Source organism: Ramlibacter sp. PS3R-8 (assembly GCF_037572435.1).
In the GTDB taxonomy this organism is placed as follows: Bacteria; Pseudomonadota; Gammaproteobacteria; order Burkholderiales; family Burkholderiaceae_C; genus Ramlibacter.
In genome coordinates, this window is record NZ_JBBHGT010000004.1 from 164,524 (window position 1) to 184,233 (window position 19,710).

Here is a 19,710-nt window from a genome sequence, read left to right on the forward strand (position 1 = left end):
CGGGCGGGGCGGGTCAAAGAGACCCCTTCGTCGAAGGAATCATGCCGGCGGCGCGCGGATCCAGCTCCAGCGCCGCGCGCAGGGCGCGGGCGAAGGCCTTGAACACCGTCTCGCACTGGTGGTGGGCGTTCTCGCCGCGCAGGTTGTCGATGTGCAGCGTGACGAAGGCGTGGTTGCAGAAGCCCTGGAAGAATTCGAAGGCCAGCTGGGTGTCGAACTGGCCGATCATCCCGCTCTTGAAAGGCACGTGCATGTCCAGGCCGGGACGGCCGGAGAAGTCGATCACGACGCGGGACAGCGCCTCGTCCAGCGGGACGTACGCATGGCCGTAGCGGCGGATGCCCTTCTTGTCGCCCACCGCCTTGTAGACGGCCTGGCCGAGCGTGATGCCGACATCTTCCACCGTGTGGTGGCCGTCGATGTGCAGGTCGCCCTTGGCGTGGATGTCCAGGTCGATCAGCCCGTGGCGGGCGATCTGGTCCAGCATGTGGTCGAAGAAGCCGATGCCGGTTTCCAGCTTCGCCTGGCCGGTTCCGTCCAGGTTCACGCGGACGGTGATCTGCGTTTCCGCCGTGTTTCTGGTGACTTCAGCTTGGCGAGTGGTCATAGGGTGGACTGCAGGGCGGCGAGCATCTGCGTGTTTTCGTCGGCCGTGCCGACGGTCAGGCGCAGGCAGTTGGCCAGCAATGGGTGCATTCTAGAAACGTTCTTGACCAGGACCTTGCGCGCTTTCATGCCCTCGAAGCTGCCGGCGGAATCCGGCACGCGCACCAGGATCATGTTGGCGTCGCTGGGCCAGCTTTTCAGGCCCATTTCCTTCAGGGCGGACTGCAGCCGGGCGCGCTCGCGCTTCAATTCGACCGCTTGCGCGGCGAAGACGTCCTCGTGCTCCAGCGCGAACAAGGCGGCCTCGGCGTTCAGGACGCTGATGTTGTACGGCGGCCGCACCTTGTCGACCTGGGCGACCAGCGCCGCGGGTCCCATCATGTAGCCGATGCGCACGCCGGCCAGGCCGAATTTGCTCATGGTGCGCATCAGAAGCACATGCTGGTGGCGCGTCACGCGGTCCAGGTAGCTGCGGCTGGCGAAGGGTTGGTAGGCCTCGTCGATCACCACCAGCCCGGGCGCGGCCTCCACGATCTTCTCGATGGTGGCGTCGTTCCAGAGGTTGGCCGTCGGGTTGTTCGGGTACGCAAGGTAGACGATGGCCGGCTGGTGCACCGCGATGGCGTCCAGCATGGCGCGTTCGTCCAGTTCGAAGTCGGGGGTGAGGTCGACGCCGACGAACTTCAGCCCCTGGAGCTGGGCGCTCATCTCGTACATGACGAAGCCGGGCAGCGGCGCCAGCAGGGACGCGCCGGGCACGTCACAGACCAGTGCCAGCAGGGCGATGAGTTCGTCCGAGCCGTTGCCCAGCATCAGGCCGAAACCCTCCGGCAGCCTGGCGTGGCGCGCCAGGGCGGCCTTCAGGTCGTTGATGCGCTGGCCGGGGTAGCGGTTGAGGGCCACAGCGGCGAGGCGTTCGCCGAGCTCCTTCTGCAGCGCCGGCGGCAGCCGGTGCGGGTTCTCCATCGCGTCGAGCTTGACCATGCCCGCCGACTCCTGGATCGCGTAGGCGTGCATCCCCTGCACGTCCTGGCGGATGCGGGTGGCGATGAGGTTTTCGAGGGTGGCGCTCATTGGGGAATGGGGGAACGGACAACCGGACGCAGAAGTCGCAGAAGTTACGCAGAAGTCGCAGAAGGAATTCCCATTATCGGGTTTCTTCTTTTTTGCGTCTTCTGCGGTACTTCTGCGACTTCTGCGTCCGGTTGTTGGGCGTTCTCTCAGCGCTTGAACCGCATCTCCGCCGCCCGTGCATGCGCTTGCAGGCCTTCGCCATGGGCCAGTTCGGCGGCGATCGCGCCGAGGGTCTGGGCGCCGGCTTCGCTCACTTCGATGATGCTGCTGCGCTTCTGGAAGTCGTACACCCCCAGCGGGCTGGAAAAACGCGACGTGCTGCTCGTGGGCAGCACGTGGTTCGGGCCCGCGCAATAGTCGCCCAGCGACTCGCTGGTGAACGCACCCAGGAAGATCGCGCCCGCATGCCGCAGCAAGGGCTCCCAGCGATGCGGGTCCCCGCTGGCGATTTCCAGGTGCTCCGGCGCAATGCGGTTGCTGATGTCGCACGCTTCTTCCATGCTGCGCGTCTGGATCAGCGCGCCGCGGCCGTTCAAGGACTTCGAGATGATCTCCGCGCGCGGCAGTTCGGGCAGCAGCCGGTCGATGGCCGCCTGCACCTGCTCGATGTACCCGGCATCGGGGCACAGCAGGATGCTCTGCGCCAGTTCATCGTGCTCGGCCTGCGAGAACAGGTCCATCGCCACCCAGTCGGCGGGCGTGGTGCCGTCGGCCAGCACCAGGATCTCGCTGGGACCGGCGATCATGTCGATGCCCACCTGGCCGAACACGCGTCGCTTCGCGGCAGCGACGTAGGCATTGCCCGGGCCCGTGATCTTGTCCACCCGCGGGACCGACTCCGTCCCGTACGCGAGGGCACCGATGGCTTGCGCGCCGCCGAGGGTGAAGCACCGGGTGACGCCCGCCACGTGCGCCGCGGCCAGCACCAACGCATTGCGCTCGCCGCGCGGCGTCGGCACCACCATCACGATCTCGCCGACGCCGGCCACCTGGGCCGGGATCGCATTCATCAGCACCGAGGAAGGATAGGCCGCCTTGCCCCCCGGCACGTAGATGCCGACGCGGTCCAGCGGCGTCACCTTCTGTCCCAGCAGCGACCCGTCCGCGTCGCGGTAGCTCCAGCTTTCGCCGCTCGCCTTCTTCTGGGCCTCGTGGTAGCTGCGCACCCGGTCGGCCGCGGCGACCAGCGCATCCCGCTGCCGGTCGGGCAAGCCGTCGAAGGCGCTCTTCAGCTCGCTGCGCCGCAACTGCAGTTCCAGCAGCGAGCCGGCCTTCATGTCGAAGCGGTTGGTGTATTCCAGCACAGCGGCATCGCCGCGCCGCTTCACGTCGGCCAGGATGTCGGCCACCACCTGCTCGATGCCCGCGTCGGTGTCCGCCGACCAATGCAGCCGGGCCGCCAGCGCGGCGTCGAAGCCGGCGTCGGTCGTGCGAAGGCGCAGGGGACGGGCGGAGAAAGTCATTTCGCGTTGGCTGCAACCGTGCGGGCGAAGATGTCGATCAGGTTCCGGATGGGATCCTGCTTCAGCTTCAGCGCGGCCTGGTTGACCACCAGGCGCGCGCTGATGTCCATGATGCGCTCGACCTCCATCAGGTTGTTCGCCTTGAGGGTGTTGCCGGTGGAGACCAGGTCGACGATGGCGTCGGCCAGGCCGGTCAACGGCGCAAGCTCCATCGACCCGTACAGCTTGATCAGGTCCACGTGCACACCCTTGGCGGCGAAGAATTCGCGCGCGATGCCGACGTACTTGGTGGCCACCCGCAGGCGCGAGCCCTGGCGCATCGCACGCGCATAGTCGAAGTCCGCACGCACCGCCACGCTCACCCGGCACTTGGCGATCTGCAGGTCGAGCGGCTGGTAAAGCCCCTGGCCTCCATGTTCGATCAAGGTGTCCATGCCGGTCACCCCCAGGTCGGCGCCGCCGTACTGCACGTACGTCGGCACGTCGCTGGCGCGGACCAGCACCACCCGCAAGTCAGGGTTGGTGGTGCCGATGATCAGCTTGCGGGACTTTTCCGGGTCCTCCAGCACCTCGATCCCGGCGGCTTTCAGGAGCGGCAGGGTCTCGTCGAAGATGCGCCCCTTGGAGAGCGCCAGGGTGAGGGTGGGCCTTCCCCCAGAGGTCATCAGACTCTTTCGATATCCGCGCCGATGGCGCGCAACTTGGCTTCCATCTGCTCGTAGCCACGGTCGAGATGGTAAATCCGATCGACCACGGTCTCGCCGTCGGCCACCAGGCCGGCGATCACCAGGCTGGCGGACGCGCGCAGGTCGGTCGCCATGACGGTGGCGCCCGACAGGCGCTCCACCCCGTGCGTGATGGCGACCTTGCCGTCGACGTCGATGCGCGCGCCCATGCGCATCAGCTCGCTGACGTGCATGAAGCGGTTCTCGAAGATCGTCTCGGTGATCTTCGCGTCGCCTTCCGAAATGCAATTCAGCGCCATGAACTGCGCCTGCATGTCGGTCGGGAAGCCGGGGTATTCGGTGGTCTTGAAGCTCTGTGCTTCCAGCCGGCCGTCCGCGCTGATGCGGATGCCGCCGTTGACGGGCTCCACGCGCGCGCCGGCTGCGCGCAGCAGGTCGATCACCACGCCCAGGTGCTCGGCGCGCGCATCCTTGAGCAGCACGTCCCCCCCGGTGGCAGCCACCGCGCACAGGAAGGTGCCGGCCTCGATGCGGTCCGCCACCACCTTGTGCGTGGCGGCGTGCAACTTCTCCACGCCCTCGATGCGGATGCGGCCGGTGCCGTGGCCGGCCACCTTCGCGCCCATCGCAACGAGCATCTCGCCCAGGTCGATGATCTCGGGCTCCATCGCCGCGTTCTCCAGGACGGTTTCGCCCTCGGCCAGCGCCGCGGCCATCATGAAGTTCTCGGTGCCCGTCACCGTCACCATGTCGGTCGTGATGCTGGCGCCCTTCAGGCGCGTCCAGCCCTTGGGCAGCTTGGCGATCATGTAGCCGTGCTCGATGACGATCTCGGCGCCCATCTTCTGCAGGCCCTTGATGTGCTGGTCGACCGGGCGCGCCCCGATGGCGCAGCCACCCGGCAGCGACACCGTGGCTTCGCCGAAGCGCGCCAGCAACGGGCCGAGCGCCAGCACCGCCGCGCGCATGGTCTTGACCATCTCGTACGGCGCTTCGGGGAAATGCAGTTGGCCGGAGTCGATGACGACCGTGCCGTCCGGGCTGAACTCGGCCGTGCAACCCATGTTGCGGATGAGCTTGAGCATCGTTGCCACATCCTGCAGGCGCGGGATGTTGAGCAGGGTGATGGGCTCGGCGCTGAGCAGCGCGGCGCAAAGCTCCGGCAACGCCGCATTCTTGGCGCCGGAAATGCGCACCTCGCCGTTGAGGCGATTGCCGCCGCGAATCAGGAGCTTGTCCATGTGTGGTTCAGTGTGGGTGGCCGGCCCACTCGGTGGGCGTGAATGTCTTGATCGACAAGGCGTGCACCTCGTCGGTGTGCATTCTCGCACCGAGCGTGGCATAGACGCGCTGGTGCCTCTGGAGCGTGCGCAGTCCGGCGAATTCGGCTGACACGACCACGGTGGACCAGTGGCGGCCGTCACCGTCGACTTCGATGTGGTCGCAGGCGATGCCGGCGGCGATGATGGATTGCAGTTCTTCGGCAGTCATAACGCGTTTTCCTGTTCGTCAGCTGCGGATCTTGTAGCCGATGCGCAGCAGGTGCACGGCAACGGCGCTCACGGCCAGCATGGCCGTGCCGACGATCGCGAGGCTCAGCCACGGCGAAACGTCGCTGACGCCGAAAAAGCCGTAGCGGAAGCCGTCGATCATGTAGAAAAACGGGTTGAGGTGGCTCACCTGCTGCCAGAACGGCGGCAGCGAGTGGATCGAATAGAACACGCCGGACAGGAAGGTCATCGGCATGATGACGAAGTTCTGGAAGGCGGCCATCTGGTCGAACTTCTCCGCCCACAAGCCGGCGATGAGCCCCAGGGCGCCCAGCATGCCGGCGCCCAGCACCGCGAACACCAGGATCCACAAGGGCGCCGCGAACGTGACCTGGGTGAACCACACGGTCACGAGGAACACGCCGGTGCCCACGCACAGGCCACGCGCTATCGAAGAACCGACGTAGGCAACGAACCAGCTCCAGTGCGACAGCGGCGTCAGCAGCACGAACACCAGGTTGCCCATGATCTTGCTCTGGATCAGCGACGACGAGCTGTTGGCGAAGGCGTTCTGCAGCACGCTCATCATCACCAGGCCCGGCACCAGGAAGGCGGTGTACTCGATGCGGTCATAGACCTTCACATGGTCCTGCAGCACGTGGCCGAAGATCAGCAGGTACAGCAGCGCGGTGAGCACCGGAGCGGCTACGGTCTGGAAGCCGACCTTCCAGAAGCGCAGCGTTTCCTTGTACAGGAGCGTTTGCCAGCCGGTCATGCTTGAAATCCAATACGGGCAGCCGGACGCAGAAGACGCAGAAGTTGCGCAGAAGACGCAAAAAAAACCTCCTGAATTTTCTTGCTCTTCTTCTGGAAATTCTTCTGCGCCTTCTGCGTAACTTCTGCGCTTTCTGCGTCCGGATGTTGGTCGTAAAACCTCATGCGGCAACCTTTTTGCGGCCAGCTGACATCACGTCGAGGAACACGTCCTCCAGGTCCGCCTTGCGGATCTCGACGTCTTCCACGCGCAGGCCGGCCTGCCGGATCACGGCCAGGTGCTGTTCGATCTCGTGGGCGTCGTGCGCGGGCAATTGCACGATGCGGCCAGTGACGCGCGCCTTGCCTTCGAATTCAGCGGGCAACGGCCCATCGACCTTGAAGCGCAGCACGTTGCTGGAGGCCGCTTTGAGCAAGTCGCTGGTGCGCTCCAGCGCCACCACCCGGCCGGACTGCAGCATCGCAATGCGGCTGCACAGCGCCTCCGCCTCCTCGAGATAGTGGGTGGTGAGCAGGACGGTGTGGCCCTGCTTGTTCAGCTTGGCGATGAATTGCCACAGCGTCTGCCGCAGCTCCACGTCGACCCCCGCCGTCGGCTCGTCCAGCACGATCACGGGCGGCCGATGCACCAGCGCCTGCGCCACCAGCATGCGCCGCTTCATGCCGCCGGAAAGCTGGCGCATGTTGGACTGCGCCTTGTCCGCCAGGCCGAGGCTGGAGAGCAGCTCGTCGACCCAGGCGTCGTTGTTCTTCACGCCGAAGTATCCGGACTGGATGCGCAGCGCCTCGCGCACGGTGAAGAAAGGATCGAACACCAGCTCCTGCGGCACGACGCCGAGCTGCCGGCGTGCGTGGGCGTAGTCGGCCTGCACGTCGTGGCCGTGCACCAGCACGTGGCCGGAAGTGGCGCGCACGAGGCCTGCCAGGATGCTGATGAGGGTCGTCTTGCCGGCCCCGTTCGGACCGAGCAGCCCGAAGAACTCACCCGGCTGGATGTCGAACGTGATGCCATCCAGCGCCTGGAACGGGCCGCGGGGGGTGGGATAGGTCTTCGAGACGGACTGGAAGGAGATGGCGGCCATGGGCAACCGGCCATTTTAGCGGCCGGCCCGTGGCGGTCCGCTTCCTGGCGGTCAGTGGCCTTAGTCGGTGGCCGGCAGCAGCTCGCCCACGCCGTACAGCGTGGCGAGCGCGCGCAGGCGCGGATGCAGGCCGCTGACCGCAAAGGTCTTGCCGACGGCCAACGCCTCGCGCCGGGATTCCAGCAGCACCGCCAGCGCGGACGAATCGAAACGGCGCAAGGCCGACGCATCGACCACGGCCTGCGGCCCGAGATCCGAACGCAATGCCTGCGCCAGCATCCGGCAGCACGCCGTGGCCTGGGCGTGCATCAGTTCGGCGGGCAGGACCAGCATGAAAGCTTCAGCCTTTCTTGCCGCCGGAGTTGGAGCGGTTGCGTTCCGACAGCGAGGTGATCAGGCCGTCCACTCCCTTGGCATTGATCTCCTGCGTGAACTGGCTGCGGTAGGTTTCCACCAGCCACACACCCAGCACGTTCAGGTTGAAGATCTTCCAGCCGGAGCCTTGGCCGGGCGTCTTTTCCAGCCTGTATTCGAGCTGGATCGGATCTCCGCGGCCGCGGATTTCGCTGCGCACCACCACCTCGGTATCGGTGGGCGAGCCCCGCAGGGGTTTCATGTTCACGGCCTCGTCGGAAATCTGCGACAAGGCACCGGCATAGGTGCGGACCAGCAGGACCTTGAATTCGTCCTGCAGGCGTTTCTGCTGCTCGGGCGTCGCTTCCCGCCACTTGGGGCCGACGGCGGAGGCGGTCATGCGCTGGAAGTTGACGTTGGGCATGATCTTCGAGTCGACGACCTGCATGATCCGGTTGATGTCACCGGACTGCACGCCCTTGTCGGTCCGGATGATCGTGAGCACCTCGTCGGAGAGGCGCTTGATCATCACGTCGGGGGCCTCGTCCGCAGCCTGCGCGAAGGACCAGGGGCCGGCCAGGGCGATGCTGGCCAGCAGCATGCTTGCGGTGCGGAAAATGGAGCGGCGATTCATCTTGGTTTCATTCCTTCATGGGGGCGCGGACGCCCGGGATCCAGCTTGGATGCCGGCAGCCCGGCCAGGTTCAGCATTTCGATGCACGAACGCAACAGCCTGCAAGCCCATCAGCGGGCCACCGGCGCTGCGGGCTGCGCGGCCGCAGGCTGGACGGTCGCGGGATCCAGCGACTCATCCGGCAATGCAGGGGGTGTCTGCCGGTCGTCGTCGGCTTCGCGGTCGAAAACCTGGGCGCGGCGGCGCTGCAGGTGCGCATCGCGGATGAACGAGTATTTGTCCAGTGCCGCCTCGTCCAGCACCATGCCCACGCGCAGCAGGTTGGAGCGCCGGTCCACGATGCCCAGCACGAACAGCGCCTGGCCCAGCGCGAACGAATCCAGGTAGCTGACCGGGTGCAACGTGAGGTCGACGGGCAGCGCGGCCGCGTCCCTCAGCGTCGCGGGCCCGAGCAACGGGATCACGAGATAGGGGCCGGTGGGCACGCCCCAGCGGCCGAGGGTCTGGCCGAAATCCTCGCGGTGCCGCTCGATGTTGAAGTTGCTGGCGACGTCGACGATGCCGCCGAAGCCGACCACCGTGTTGATGTTCACGCGTGCGATGCTGTCCGCGGCGTCCTGCAGGCGGAACTGCAGCAGGCTGTTCGCCCCCGACCACACGTCGTTCAGGTTGCCGAAGAAGTTGGACACGCCGGTGCGCACGAGGGGCGGAACCTTCTCGCGGTAGAACGTGGCCACCGGGCGCAGGAAGATGCGGTCCACGCCCTCGTTGAATTCGTGCACCGGCCGGTTGAACCCTTCCCACGGGTCGCTGCGAGTCGGGTTGGGCACGGTGGCACAGCCGCCCAGAGCGAGCGCCAGAGCGGCCATGGCGAATGCGCGGGGCGCTCCGGGTCTGGCAAATTTCATTTCTTGATCGGCGCTGCAGCGGCCGCGGGAGCGTCCGCCGCCTTGTTGTAGAGAAACTGGCCGATCAGATTTTCCAATACCACGGCCGACTGCGTGCTCGTAATGGTATCGCCAGCGGCCAGGAGTTTGTCCCCGGCGCCGGCTTCGATGCCGATGTACTGCTCACCCAGCAGGCCGCTGGTGAGGATCTTCAGCGAGCTGTCCTTGGGAAACCGGTATTGGCTTTCCATGGACATGTGCACGTTCGCCTGGAAGGACTTGTCGTCGAACGTGATGGCATCCACGCGGCCGACCACCACGCCGGCGCTTTTCACCGCGGCACGCGGCTTCAGCCCGCCGATATTGTCGAACCTGGCGCTGAGCCCGTAAGTCGGCTGGAAGCTCAGCGTCAGCAGGTTGGCGGCCTGCAGGGCCAGGAACACCAGGGCCGCGCCGCCGATCAGCACGAAGAGCCCCACCCATACGTCGTTCTTGTTGCGGTCCATTTCCACTCCTAGATGCTGAACATCATCGCAGTCAGCACGAAATCGAGCGCCAGCACGGCCAGCGATGCCATGACGACGGTGCGCGTGGTCGCCCGCGACACCCCCTCCGGCGTCGCATGGGCTTCGAAGCCCTGCAGCACCGCGATGAAGGTGACTGCGATGCCGAACACCAGGCTCTTGATCACCCCGTTGCCGACGTCCTTCCACACGTCCACGCCGCCCTGCATCTGGCTCCAGAACGAGCCCGGGTCCACGCCGATCAGCAGGACCCCGACCACCCAGCCGCCCAGGATGCCGACCGCGCTGAAGACCGACGCCAGCAAGGGCATCACGAACACGCCGCCCCAGAAGCGCGGCGCGAGGATCCGCTGCACCGGGTCGACGGCCATCATCTCCATGGCGGACAGTTGCTCGCCGGCCTTCATGAGGCCGATCTCCGCGGTCAGCGAGGTGCCGGCACGGCCGGCGAACAGCAGCGCGGTCACCACCGGGCCGAGCTCGCGCACCAGGCTGAGCGCGACCATCAACCCCAGCGCTTCGGCCGAGCCGTAGCGCTGCAGGATGTAGTAGCCCTGCAGTGCCAGCACGAAGCCCACGAACAGGCCCGAGATGCCGATGATGGCCAGCGAATAGTTGCCCAGGAAGTGCACCTGGTCGCGCAGCAGGCGCCCGCGTGCCAGCGTCGGGCCCAGCAGCAGCAACAGCCGCACCAGCAGCCGGGTCGAATGGCCGACGTCGACGAGCTTGCGCCGCACGCCGAAGCCGATGTCGGAGGGGCTCCACCAGCTCATTTGCCGAGCCCCCCGCTGAAGTCTTCGGAGACGGTCGGGCCGGGGTAGTGGAAGTGCACGGGTCCTTCCGGCAAGGCGTGCACGAACTGGTGCACCAGGGGATCGACGGACGATCGCACCTCCTGCGGCGTGCCCTGCGCGGCAACCTTGCCGTTGGCGAGCACGATCACCTGGTCGGCGATGCGGAAAGTTTCCTCCAGGTCGTGCGAGACGACGATGCTGGTGATGCCCAGGGTGTCGTTCAACTGCCGGATCAGGTGGGCCGCCGTGCCGAGCGAGATCGGGTCGAGGCCCGCGAAGGGCTCGTCGTACATCACCAGGTCGGGGTCGAGCGCGATCGCGCGGGCCAGCGCGATGCGCCGGGCCATCCCGCCGGAAACTTCGGACGGCATGAGGTCGCGCGCACCGCGCAAGCCCACCGCGTTGAGCTTCATCAGCACGATGTCGCGCACCAGGCTTTCCGGCAGGCCGGAATGTTCGCGCAACGGGAAGGCCACGTTGTCGAACACGCTGAGGTCCGTGAACAGCGCGCCGAACTGGAACAGCATGCCCATGCGCCGCCGCATGCGGTACAGCGCATTGCGCTCCATTGTCGCGATGTCCTCGCCATCGAACAGCAGCTCGCCGCGCTGCGGCCGCACCTGTCCGCCGATGAGGCGCAGCACCGTGGTCTTGCCGCCGCCGGAGGCCCCCATGAGCGCGGTCACCTTGCCGCGCGGCACGGTGAAGCTCACGTCCTGCAGGATCGCCCGCGCGCCATACCCGAAGCTCAGGTGGCGGCAGTCGACCAGCGTGTCGGGGTCAGGTGGAATCATCCAGGGGAGTGGGGCCGGCGGGCGGCCGCGAGTCGAAAGCCACGGATGATAGGCGGTTTGCCGCCGGGCCTAGCGGCGGCGGCGCTGCACTGCCGGGGCGCTGTGGCTTTATCGCGGCAGGTCCGAAAAGCCCATGAGGAATTCGTCCACGGCGCGCGCCGCCTGTCGGCCTTCCCGGATCGCCCACACCACCAGCGATTGACCGCGACGCATGTCACCGGCAGCGAACACTTTCGGGACGTTCGTCACATAGCCGCCGTGGAAGTCGGTCGTCGCACGTGCGTTGCCGCGGGCGTCCTTGTCCACCTTGAAGCCTTCGAGGACGCTTTGCACCGGACTGACGAAGCCCATCGCCAGCAGCACGAGGTCGGCCTTGTAGTCCTTCTCGGTGCCGGCGATCTCGACGAACTTGCCGTCCTTCATCTCCACGTGCACGGTCTTCAGGCCGGTGACCCGGCCCTTGTCGCCGATGAATTCCTTGGTGGCGATCGCGAACTCGCGCTTCACGCCTTCTTCGTGCGAGGAACTGGTGCGCAGCTTGTACGGCCAGTAAGGCCAGGTCAGCGGCTTGTTCTCTTCCTCCGGCGGCTGCGGCATCAGCTCGAACTGCACCACGCTGGCGGCGCCATGCCGGTTGCTCGTGCCCACGCAGTCGCTGCCGGTGTCGCCGCCACCGATGACGATGACATGCTTGCCGGTGGCCATGATCTGGCCCTTGACCGGGTCGCCGGCGTTCACCTTGTTCTGCTGCGGCAGGAATTCCATGGCGAAGTGCACGCCGTCGAGGTCGCGGCCGGGCACCGGCAGGTCACGCGACTGCTCGGCGCCGCCGGCCAGCAGCACCGCGTCGAAGTCCTTCTGCAGCTGCTCGGGGGCGATCGTCTCCTTCGCCCAGTTGGTCACCTTCGAGCCCTTCGGCAGCTGCCCCACCATGACGCCGGTGCGCACGGTCACGCCCTCGGCCTTCATCTGCTCGACACGGCGGTCGATGTGGCGCTTCTCCATCTTGAAGTCGGGGATGCCGTAGCGCAGCAGGCCGCCGACGCGGTCGTTCTTCTCGAACAGCGTCACGTCGTGTCCGGCGCGCGCGAGCTGCTGCGCCGCCGCCATGCCGGCGGGGCCGGAGCCCACCACCGCCACCTTCCTGCCGGTCTTGATGCGCGGCACGCGCGGCTGCACCCAGCCGTTCTCCCAGGCGCGGTCGATGATCGCGTGCTCCAGCGATTTGATCCCCACCGGCTCGTCGTTGTAGTTGAGCGTGCAGGCTTCCTCGCAGGGTGCCGGGCAGATGCGGCCGGTGAACTCCGGGAAGTTGTTGGTGGAGTCCAGCACCGTCCACGCGTTCTTCCAGTCCCCCTGGTACACCAGGTCGTTGAAGTCGGGAATGATGTTGTTGACGGGGCAGCCGCTGTTGCAGAACGGCGTGCCGCAGTCCATGCAGCGCGCCGCCTGCACCTTGGACTGTGCGTCGTCCAGGCCGATGACGAATTCCTTGTAGTGCTTCAGGCGCTCGGGGACGGGCTTGTAGCCCTCTTCCACGCGTTCGTATTCCAGGAAGCCGGTCACTTTTCCCACTGGTTCTTCTCCCTCTTATTTCGCCGGGACCGGCTCGACCGGCATCGCGACTTCCTGGTTGTTGCCGACGCTGGCGAGTTCCACCTCGCGCTCGTACATCTCGGCCAGGGCGCGCTTGTATTCGTTGGGGAACACCTTGACGAACTTCGTCCGCGCGGTGGCCCAGTCGTCCAGCAGCTCGCGGGCGCGCCGGCTGCCCGTCCACCGGTTGTGGTCTTCCAGCAGCTTCTTCAACAGCGCATCGTCCGCCTGGTCACGGTGCAGCAGCGTGCGTGCGCCGGCGGCCTGCTGGTCGGCGGCGCTGGTCACCCGCTCGAGCGAGACCATCGATGTGTTGCAGCGGCTGGCGAACTTGCCGTCCTCGTCATACACGTAGGCCACGCCTCCGGACATGCCGGCGGCGAAGTTGCGGCCCGTCTTGCCGAGCACGGCGACCGTGCCGCCGGTCATGTACTCGCAGCCGTGGTCGCCGGTGCCTTCGACGACCGCGGTCGCGCCCGAGAGGCGCACCGCGAAGCGCTCACCGGCCACGCCGCTGAAGAACGCTTCGCCCGACGTCGCGCCATACAGGGCGGTGTTGCCGATGATGATGTTCTTGGTGGCCTCGCCGCGGAAGTCGATGCTGGGGCGCACCACCACGCGGCCACCCGACAAGCCCTTGCCGGTGTAGTCGTTGGCGTCGCCGATCAGGTACAGCGTGATGCCCTTGGCCAGGAACGCGCCGAACGACTGGCCGCCCGTGCCTTCGAGCTGGATGCGCAGCGTGTCGTCGGGCAGCCCTTCGGGATGCACCTTGGTCAGCGCGCCGGACAGCATCGCGCCGACCGAACGGTTGACGTTGCGCGCCACTTCCATGAACTGGACCTTCTCGCCGCGCTCGATGGCCGCCCGCGACTTTTCGATCAGCACCTTGTCGAGGCTGCGGTCGAGGCGGTGGTCCTGCTCCTCGCAGTGGAAGCGCGGCACGTCCGCCGGCACCTTGGGCTGCGCGAACAGGCGGCTGAAGTCGAGGCCGCGCGCCTTCCAGTGCGCGATGCCCTTGCGGGTGTCGAGGAGGTCGGCGCGGCCGATCAGGTCGTCGAACTTGCGCACGCCCAGCTGCGCCATGATCTGGCGCACTTCCTCGGCGATGAAGAAGAAGAAGTTGACGACGTGCTCGGGCTTGCCGGCGAACTTCTTGCGCAACACCGGGTCCTGCGTGGCCACGCCCACCGGGCAGGTGTTCAGGTGGCACTTGCGCATCATGATGCAGCCCTCCGCCACCAGCGGCGCGGTGGCGAAGCCGAATTCGTCGGCGCCCAGCAGCGCGCCGATCACCACGTCGCGGCCGGTCTTCATCTGGCCGTCGGCCTGCACGCGGATGCGGCCGCGCAGGCGGTTCAACACCAGGGTCTGCTGGGTTTCGGCCAGGCCGATCTCCCAAGGGGAGCCGGCGTGCTTGATGGAAGACCAGGGCGAAGCGCCGGTGCCGCCGTCATGGCCGGCGATCACCACGTGGTCCGCCTTGCACTTGGCCACGCCCGCGGCGATGGTGCCGACCCCGACTTCGGACACCAGCTTGACGCTGATGGAAGCGTGGGTGGCCACGTTCTTCAGGTCATGAATGAGCTGCGCCAGGTCTTCGATCGAGTAGATGTCGTGGTGCGGCGGCGGCGAGATCAGGCCGACGCCGGGCACCGAGTAGCGCAACTTGCCGATGTACTTGGAAACCTTGCCGCCGGGCAGCTGGCCGCCTTCGCCGGGCTTGGCGCCCTGCGCCATCTTGATCTGGATCTGGTCGGCGGACGACAGGTACTCCGCGGTCACGCCGAAGCGGCCCGACGCCACCTGCTTGATGCGCGAACGCAGCGAGTCGCCGTCCTGCAGCGGGATGTCGACTTCCACCGCCTCCCGGCCGATCACGCTGGCCATGGTCTGGCCGGCCTTGATCGGGATGCCCTTGAGCTCCTGGCGGTAACGCGCCGGGTCCTCGCCGCCTTCGCCGGTGTTGCTCTTGCCGCCGATGCGGTTCATGGCGATGGCCAGCGTGGCGTGCGCCTCGGTGGAGATCGAGCCGAGCGACATCGCCCCCGTGGCGAAGCGCTTGACGATCTCCTTGGCGGACTCGACCTCGTCGACCGGGATCGCCTTGGCAGGATCCACGCGGAACTCGAACAGGCCGCGCAGCGTCATGTGGCGGCGGCCCTGGTCGTTGATGATCTGCGCGTATTCCTTGTACGTGTTCCAGTTGTTGGCGCGCGCGCTGTGCTGCAGCTTGGCGATGGCATCGGGCGTCCACATGTGCTCTTCGCCGCGGTTGCGCCAGGCGTATTCGCCCCCCGCGTCGAGCATCTCGGCCAGCACCGGGTCGTCGCCGAACGCCGCCTTGTGCAGGCGGATCGCTTCCTCGGCGATCTCGAACACGCCAATGCCTTCCACGCGGCTGGCGGTGCCGGTGAAGTACTTCTCGATGGTGTCGGTGTTCAGGCCGATCGCCTCGAACAACTGGGCGCCGCAATAGGACATGTACGTCGACACGCCCATCTTGGACATGATCTTCGACAAGCCCTTGCCGATGGCCTTGATGTAGTTGTAGATCGCCTTCTCGGCGGACAGGTCGCCAGGCAGGTCCTTGTGGATCGAGACCAGCGTCTCCATCGCCAGGTAGGGATGCACGGCCTCGGCGCCGTAGCCGGCGAGCACGCCGTAGTGATGCACCTCGCGCGCCGATCCGGTTTCCACCACCAGGCCCGCGGTGGTGCGCAAGCCTTCCCGCACCAGGTGCTGGTGGATCGACGACAGCGCCAACAGCGCCGGGATGGCGACTTGCGTGGGCGACACGCTGCGGTCGCTGATGATCAGGATGTTGTGGCCGCTGCGCAGCGCGTCCACCGCCTCCGCGTTCAGCGACGCCAGCTTGGCCTCGACGCCTTCGTGGCCCCAGGCCAGCGGATAGGTGATGTCCAGCGTGTGGCTGCGGAACTTGCCATGCGTGTGCTTCTCGATCTCGCGCAGCTTCTGCATGTCGGCGAAGTCGAGGATCGGCTGGCTCACCTCCAGCCGCATCGGCGGGTTGACCTGGTTGATGTCCAGCAGGTTCGGCTTGGGTCCGATGAAGGACACCAGCGACATCACGATCGCTTCGCGGATCGGGTCGATCGGCGGGTTCGTCACCTGCGCGAACAGCTGCTTGAAGTAGTTGTACAGCGGCTTGTTCTTGTCCGACAGCACGGCCAGCGGGCTGTCGTTGCCCATCGATCCGATGCCCTCTTCCCCGGCTGTCGCCATGGGCGCCATCAGGAACTTGAGGTCTTCCTGGGTGTAGCCGAAGGCCTGCTGGCGATCCAGCAGTTCGACGCTGGCCGCCGGCGCGTCACCCGAAGTCTCCGACAGGTCGTCGAGCTTGATGCGCAGGTTTTCGATCCACTGCTTGTACGGCTTGGCGTTGGCGAGCGAGGACTTCAGTTCCTCGTCGTCGATCATGCGGCCCTGCTCCAGGTCGATCAGGAACATGCGGCCGGGCTGCAGGCGCCACTTGCGCACGATCTTGTTCTCCGGCACCGGCAGCACGCCGGACTCGGAGGCCATGATCACGAGGTCGTCGTCGGTGACGCAGTAGCGCGAGGGCCGCAGGCCGTTGCGGTCCAGCGTGGCGCCGATCTGGCGGCCGTCGGTGAACACGATGGAGGCCGGACCGTCCCAGGGCTCGAGCATCGACGCGTGGTACTCGTAGAAGGCCTTGCGGCGCTCGTCCATCAGCGTGTGCTGTTCCCAGGGCTCCGGGATCATCATCATCACGGCCTGCGCCAGCGGGTAGCCCGCCATCGTCAGCAGTTCGAGGCAGTTGTCGAAGGTGGCGGTGTCGGACTGGTCGGGGAAGCTGATGGGATACAGCTTCTTCAGGTCGTTGCCCAGCACCGGCGAGGACATGACGCCTTCGCGCGCCTTCATCCAGTTGTAGTTGCCCTTGACCGTGTTGATCTCGCCGTTGTGGGCGACGTAACGGTACGGGTGCGCCAGCGGCCACTCGGGGAACGTGTTGGTCGAAAAGCGCTGGTGCACCAGGCCCAGCGCGGACATGCAGCGGGGGTTCTGCAGGTCCTTGTAGTACACGCCCACCTGGTCGGCCAGCAGCAGGCCCTTGTAGATGATGGTGCGGCTGGAGACGCTGGGAACGTAGTATTCCTTGCTGTGCTTGAGCTTCAGGCGCTGGATCGCGGCGCTGGCCGTCTTGCGGATCACATAGAGCTTGCGCTCCAGCGCGTCCTGCACGATCACGTCGGTGCCACGGCCGATAAACACCTGCTTGATGATCGGCTCTTTCTTGCGCACGGCGGGCGACATCGGCATGTCGGTGTCCACCGGAACGTCGCGCCAACCCAGCAGCACCTGGCCTTCCGCGCGGATCGCGCGCTCGAATTCCTGCTCGCAGGCGAGGCGGGAGGCATGTTCCTTCGGCAGGAAGATCATGCCGACGCCGTACTCGCCGGGCGGCGGCAGCTCCACGCCCTGCTTGGCCATTTCGTCGCGGTACAGCGCGTCCGGCAACTGGATCAGGATGCCGGCGCCATCGCCCATCAGCTTGTCCGCGCCCACGGCGCCCCGGTGATCCAGGTTCTTCAGGATCAGCAGCGCCTGCTCGATGATGTTGTGGCTTTTCTCGCCCTTGATGTGGGCCACGAAGCCGACGCCGCATGCGTCGTGCTCGTTCGCACCCGTGTAAAGGCCATGTTCTTGTAGATAGGCGATTTCTGCAGCCGTGGTCATGGCGCACTCCGGGAATTCAGGGGAAACCCGAGATTACTGCACTGCACCACCTTCGCCAAGCACAATAATTGGGGTCAGATTCCAATTATCGCTGGCTGATCCTGCGTCTGAATTAATCGGGGACAGGTTGATCCTTGAAGGGGCGGCCTGCCTGGGCGCGAGCCACCCGCCTCTGCGTGCGCCGCTGGAGGTCCGCGACATAGTCCGCGTCCCCCAAGGCCCAGCCGCGATTGACCGATTCGCCAAGCGCCTTGCGCTGCTCCTCGCTGATGCCCGACCGAACCATGTCCGCATAAGCCTCATCCCGGGCAAAAGGCGTGTTGCCCAACTCCCAATACAGGGGATGCGGCGTGATGAGCTTGTCCGTCCGGCGGCCGATGAAGTGCCGATGGCTCGACCAGGCATAGTCCGCCGGATCCGCCACCATCGCTGCCCGTACCGGATTGAGGTCCATGTACACCATGCACGCGAGCAGGTGGCGCTCGGCCTGGATCAGCGTCGACTTGTACCGGCCCTCCCAGAGCGTGCCGGTGCGGACATGCCGCAGGTTGTAGTGGCGCACGTAGCGACGGCCGACCGCTTGCATCATCTGAGGAATCCCTTCCACCGTATCCGGCGTTGCCAGCAAGTGGAAGTGATTGCTCATCAACACGTAGCCATGCACGGCCACGTGCTGCTTGTGGGCATGCTCGTCGACCAGCGACAGCAGCAACTCGTAGTCCGCCGCGTCGGTGAAGATCGCCTGGCGGTTGTTGCCGCGCTGGATGATGTGGTGCGGGTACCCGGGGACCGTCAATCGCGGAAGGCGAGCCATCGGCGGATATTAATTGGAATCTGACCCCAATTGAGGGAAGCGGCGCGCCTCCAGTTCGGGGATGCCGAATTCAGCGAGGATCGCCCGCAACCGCTCCGCCGGTGCGCGCTTGCGCGGGCCGACGCGCCGGGCCAGGATCAGCTCGTTCTTCATGCTGTGCTCCCAGCCCACCAGCTCCGTCACCGTCACCTGGTAGCCCATGGCCTCCAGGTACAGGCAGCGCAGGACGTTGGTCACCTGGCTTCCCAGCTCGCGGGTGTGCAGCGGATGGCGCCACAGCTCGGCGAGCGGCGTGCGTGACAGCGCCAGCGCCTTGTGTTCGCGCAGCACGCTGGCCACCTCCGCCTGGCAGCACGGCACCAGCACCATGGACCCCGCCTGCTTGCGCAGCCCGAACGCGATGGCGTCGTCCGTCGCCGTGTCACATGCGTGCAGCGCGGTGACGACGTCGATGCGTTCCGGCAGCTGCGCGTCGTCGGCCGCCTCCGCCGCGCTCAAGTGCAGGAACGACATGCGGCCGAAGCCAAGCCGCTGTGCCAGGTCGCGCGACTTCGCCACCAGCTCCGCGCGGGTCTCGATGCCGTAGATGTGGCCGTGCCCCCGCTCCCGGAAGAACAGGTCGTACAGGATGAAACCCAGGTACGACTTGCCCGCGCCGTGGTCCGCCAGGGTCGGGTGGCCAGCGCCTGCCGGGATCTCCAGCAGCAGCTTCTCGATGAACTGGACCAGGTGATGGACCTGCTTGAGCTTGCGCCGCGAGTCCTGGTTGATCTTGCCTTCCCGCGTGAGGATGTGCAGTTCCTGCAGCAGCTCCAGCGACTGGCCCGGGCGCAGGCCCAGTTCCCCGGCCACGTCCTTCTTCATGGCCGGGCTCCCACGTCCAGCGCACGCCAGCCATCCGGCCCGAGGCGCCGCAGGGTGTCCATGTTGGCCTCGTAGATGGCCGCTGCGTCCGGGAACGCCGCCACCGCACGATCGATGCTCTCCTCCCGCAGCAGGTGGAGCGTCGGCCACGGCGCGCGGTTGGTGAAGTTGGTGATGTCGTCTTCCTCCGTGCCGGCAAAGACGAAGCGCGGATGAAAACTGGCCACCTGCACCACGCCCTCCAGCCCGCGCTTGCGCACCAGGCGTTCGGCCCGCAGCGTCAGGTCGTGGAACGCCAGGAAATCGTCGAAGCCTTGCGGCAGCACCAGCAAGGTGGTGTCGCGCTCCGACGCCGGCAGCGCCACCAGCGCATCCAGTTCCCTGGCAAAGTCATCCAGCACCCCAGCCGCATCCTGCGCCTGGCTCGTGGAAAAATGCTCCTGGTGCTTGGCGAGAACGGCCTTGGCGAAAGGGCACAGGTTCAGCCCCACCACGGCGCGCTCGAGCCACCGCCGTGTGTCCTCCACGGCCTGCGCAGCATCGGCCATG

20 protein-coding genes are annotated in these 19,710 nt (G+C 66.5%); all 20 read right to left on the reverse strand.

The genetic code is table 11. The features are described from left to right. Positions 1 to 13: 13 nt before the first annotated feature. The 20 genes from hisB to WG902_RS15785 all read right to left on the reverse strand — a co-directional run bounded on the left by hisB (position 14) and on the right by WG902_RS15785 (position 19,709). The gene (gene hisB, locus WG902_RS15690) at positions 14 to 607 is read right to left on the reverse strand and encodes an imidazoleglycerol-phosphate dehydratase HisB (RefSeq protein ID WP_340061071.1); all 594 of its coding nucleotides are present in this window, start codon (positions 605 to 607) and stop codon (positions 14 to 16) included. Further along, complete coding sequence (gene hisC / locus WG902_RS15695) at positions 604 to 1,680, reverse strand: histidinol-phosphate transaminase (RefSeq protein WP_340061072.1); 1,077 nt, start codon at positions 1,678 to 1,680, stop codon at positions 604 to 606. Before hisC ends, hisB begins: the two co-directional genes overlap by 4 nt. 146 nt (positions 1,681 to 1,826) lie before the next feature. Beyond that, positions 1,827 to 3,143 carry a histidinol dehydrogenase gene (hisD, locus tag WG902_RS15700; protein ID WP_340061073.1) on the reverse strand — a complete coding sequence of 439 codons (1,317 nt, stop codon included), beginning with the start codon at positions 3,141 to 3,143 and terminating at the stop codon, positions 1,827 to 1,829. Then, entirely contained in the window at positions 3,140 to 3,808 is a 669-nt protein-coding gene (gene hisG, locus WG902_RS15705) for an ATP phosphoribosyltransferase (protein WP_340061074.1), read from the reverse strand. The genes hisD and hisG overlap by 4 nt, the downstream gene beginning before the upstream one ends. Continuing rightward, a complete protein-coding gene (murA, locus tag WG902_RS15710; protein ID WP_340061075.1) occupies positions 3,808 to 5,070 on the reverse strand; it encodes a UDP-N-acetylglucosamine 1-carboxyvinyltransferase in 1,263 nt (420 codons plus the stop codon). Before murA ends, hisG begins: the two co-directional genes overlap by 1 nt. 7 nt (positions 5,071 to 5,077) lie before the next feature. Next, positions 5,078 to 5,320, reverse strand: coding sequence for a BolA family protein (locus WG902_RS15715; RefSeq protein ID WP_340061076.1), 243 nt, complete (start codon positions 5,318 to 5,320; stop codon positions 5,078 to 5,080). 18 nt (positions 5,321 to 5,338) lie between these two features. After that, entirely contained in the window at positions 5,339 to 6,094 is a 756-nt protein-coding gene (locus WG902_RS15720) for an ABC transporter permease (RefSeq protein ID WP_340061077.1), read from the reverse strand. After that, entirely contained in the window at positions 6,091 to 6,258 is a 168-nt protein-coding gene (locus WG902_RS15725) for a hypothetical protein (protein ID WP_340061078.1), read from the reverse strand. The genes WG902_RS15720 and WG902_RS15725 overlap by 4 nt, the downstream gene beginning before the upstream one ends. Further along, entirely contained in the window at positions 6,255 to 7,175 is a 921-nt protein-coding gene (locus WG902_RS15730) for an ABC transporter ATP-binding protein (RefSeq protein WP_340061079.1), read from the reverse strand. Before WG902_RS15730 ends, WG902_RS15725 begins: the two co-directional genes overlap by 4 nt. Positions 7,176 to 7,235: 60 nt before the next feature. Next, positions 7,236 to 7,508, reverse strand: a complete 273-nt coding sequence (locus WG902_RS15735; protein WP_340061080.1) for an STAS domain-containing protein — start codon at positions 7,506 to 7,508, stop codon at positions 7,236 to 7,238. A 7-nt stretch (positions 7,509 to 7,515) separates the two neighbouring features. Beyond that, positions 7,516 to 8,163: an MlaC/ttg2D family ABC transporter substrate-binding protein gene (locus WG902_RS15740; RefSeq protein ID WP_445263695.1), complete on the reverse strand. Its 648-nt coding sequence runs from the start codon at positions 8,161 to 8,163 to the stop codon at positions 7,516 to 7,518. A gap of 110 nt (positions 8,164 to 8,273) precedes the next feature. Continuing rightward, positions 8,274 to 9,032: an MlaA family lipoprotein gene (locus tag WG902_RS15745; RefSeq protein WP_340061081.1), complete on the reverse strand. Its 759-nt coding sequence runs from the start codon at positions 9,030 to 9,032 to the stop codon at positions 8,274 to 8,276. A 35-nt stretch (positions 9,033 to 9,067) separates the two neighbouring features. Next, entirely contained in the window at positions 9,068 to 9,556 is a 489-nt protein-coding gene (mlaD, locus tag WG902_RS15750; RefSeq protein ID WP_340061082.1) for an outer membrane lipid asymmetry maintenance protein MlaD, read from the reverse strand. Between the two features lie 8 nt (positions 9,557 to 9,564). Next, a complete protein-coding gene (mlaE, locus tag WG902_RS15755; protein ID WP_340061083.1) occupies positions 9,565 to 10,347 on the reverse strand; it encodes a lipid asymmetry maintenance ABC transporter permease subunit MlaE in 783 nt (260 codons plus the stop codon). Further along, positions 10,344 to 11,162 (reverse strand): ABC transporter ATP-binding protein, encoded by an 819-nt coding sequence (locus WG902_RS15760; protein WP_340061084.1) that lies wholly within the window; start codon positions 11,160 to 11,162, stop codon positions 10,344 to 10,346. Before WG902_RS15760 ends, mlaE begins: the two co-directional genes overlap by 4 nt. A gap of 108 nt (positions 11,163 to 11,270) precedes the next feature. Further along, complete coding sequence (locus WG902_RS15765) at positions 11,271 to 12,737, reverse strand: glutamate synthase subunit beta (protein WP_340061085.1); 1,467 nt, start codon at positions 12,735 to 12,737, stop codon at positions 11,271 to 11,273. 15 nt (positions 12,738 to 12,752) lie between these two features. Continuing rightward, positions 12,753 to 17,483 carry a glutamate synthase-related protein gene (locus tag WG902_RS15770; protein WP_340061086.1) on the reverse strand — a complete coding sequence of 1,577 codons (4,731 nt, stop codon included), beginning with the start codon at positions 17,481 to 17,483 and terminating at the stop codon, positions 12,753 to 12,755. Between the two features lie 112 nt (positions 17,484 to 17,595). Further along, positions 17,596 to 18,297 carry a transposase gene (locus tag WG902_RS15775; protein ID WP_340061087.1) on the reverse strand — a complete coding sequence of 234 codons (702 nt, stop codon included), beginning with the start codon at positions 18,295 to 18,297 and terminating at the stop codon, positions 17,596 to 17,598. A 9-nt stretch (positions 18,298 to 18,306) separates the two neighbouring features. Then, positions 18,307 to 19,161: a class I SAM-dependent methyltransferase gene (locus tag WG902_RS15780; protein WP_340061088.1), complete on the reverse strand. Its 855-nt coding sequence runs from the start codon at positions 19,159 to 19,161 to the stop codon at positions 18,307 to 18,309. Further along, positions 19,158 to 19,709, reverse strand: a complete 552-nt coding sequence (locus WG902_RS15785; RefSeq protein WP_340061089.1) for a DUF1415 domain-containing protein — start codon at positions 19,707 to 19,709, stop codon at positions 19,158 to 19,160. Before WG902_RS15785 ends, WG902_RS15780 begins: the two co-directional genes overlap by 4 nt. Between the last annotated feature and the right edge of the window lies 1 nt (position 19,710).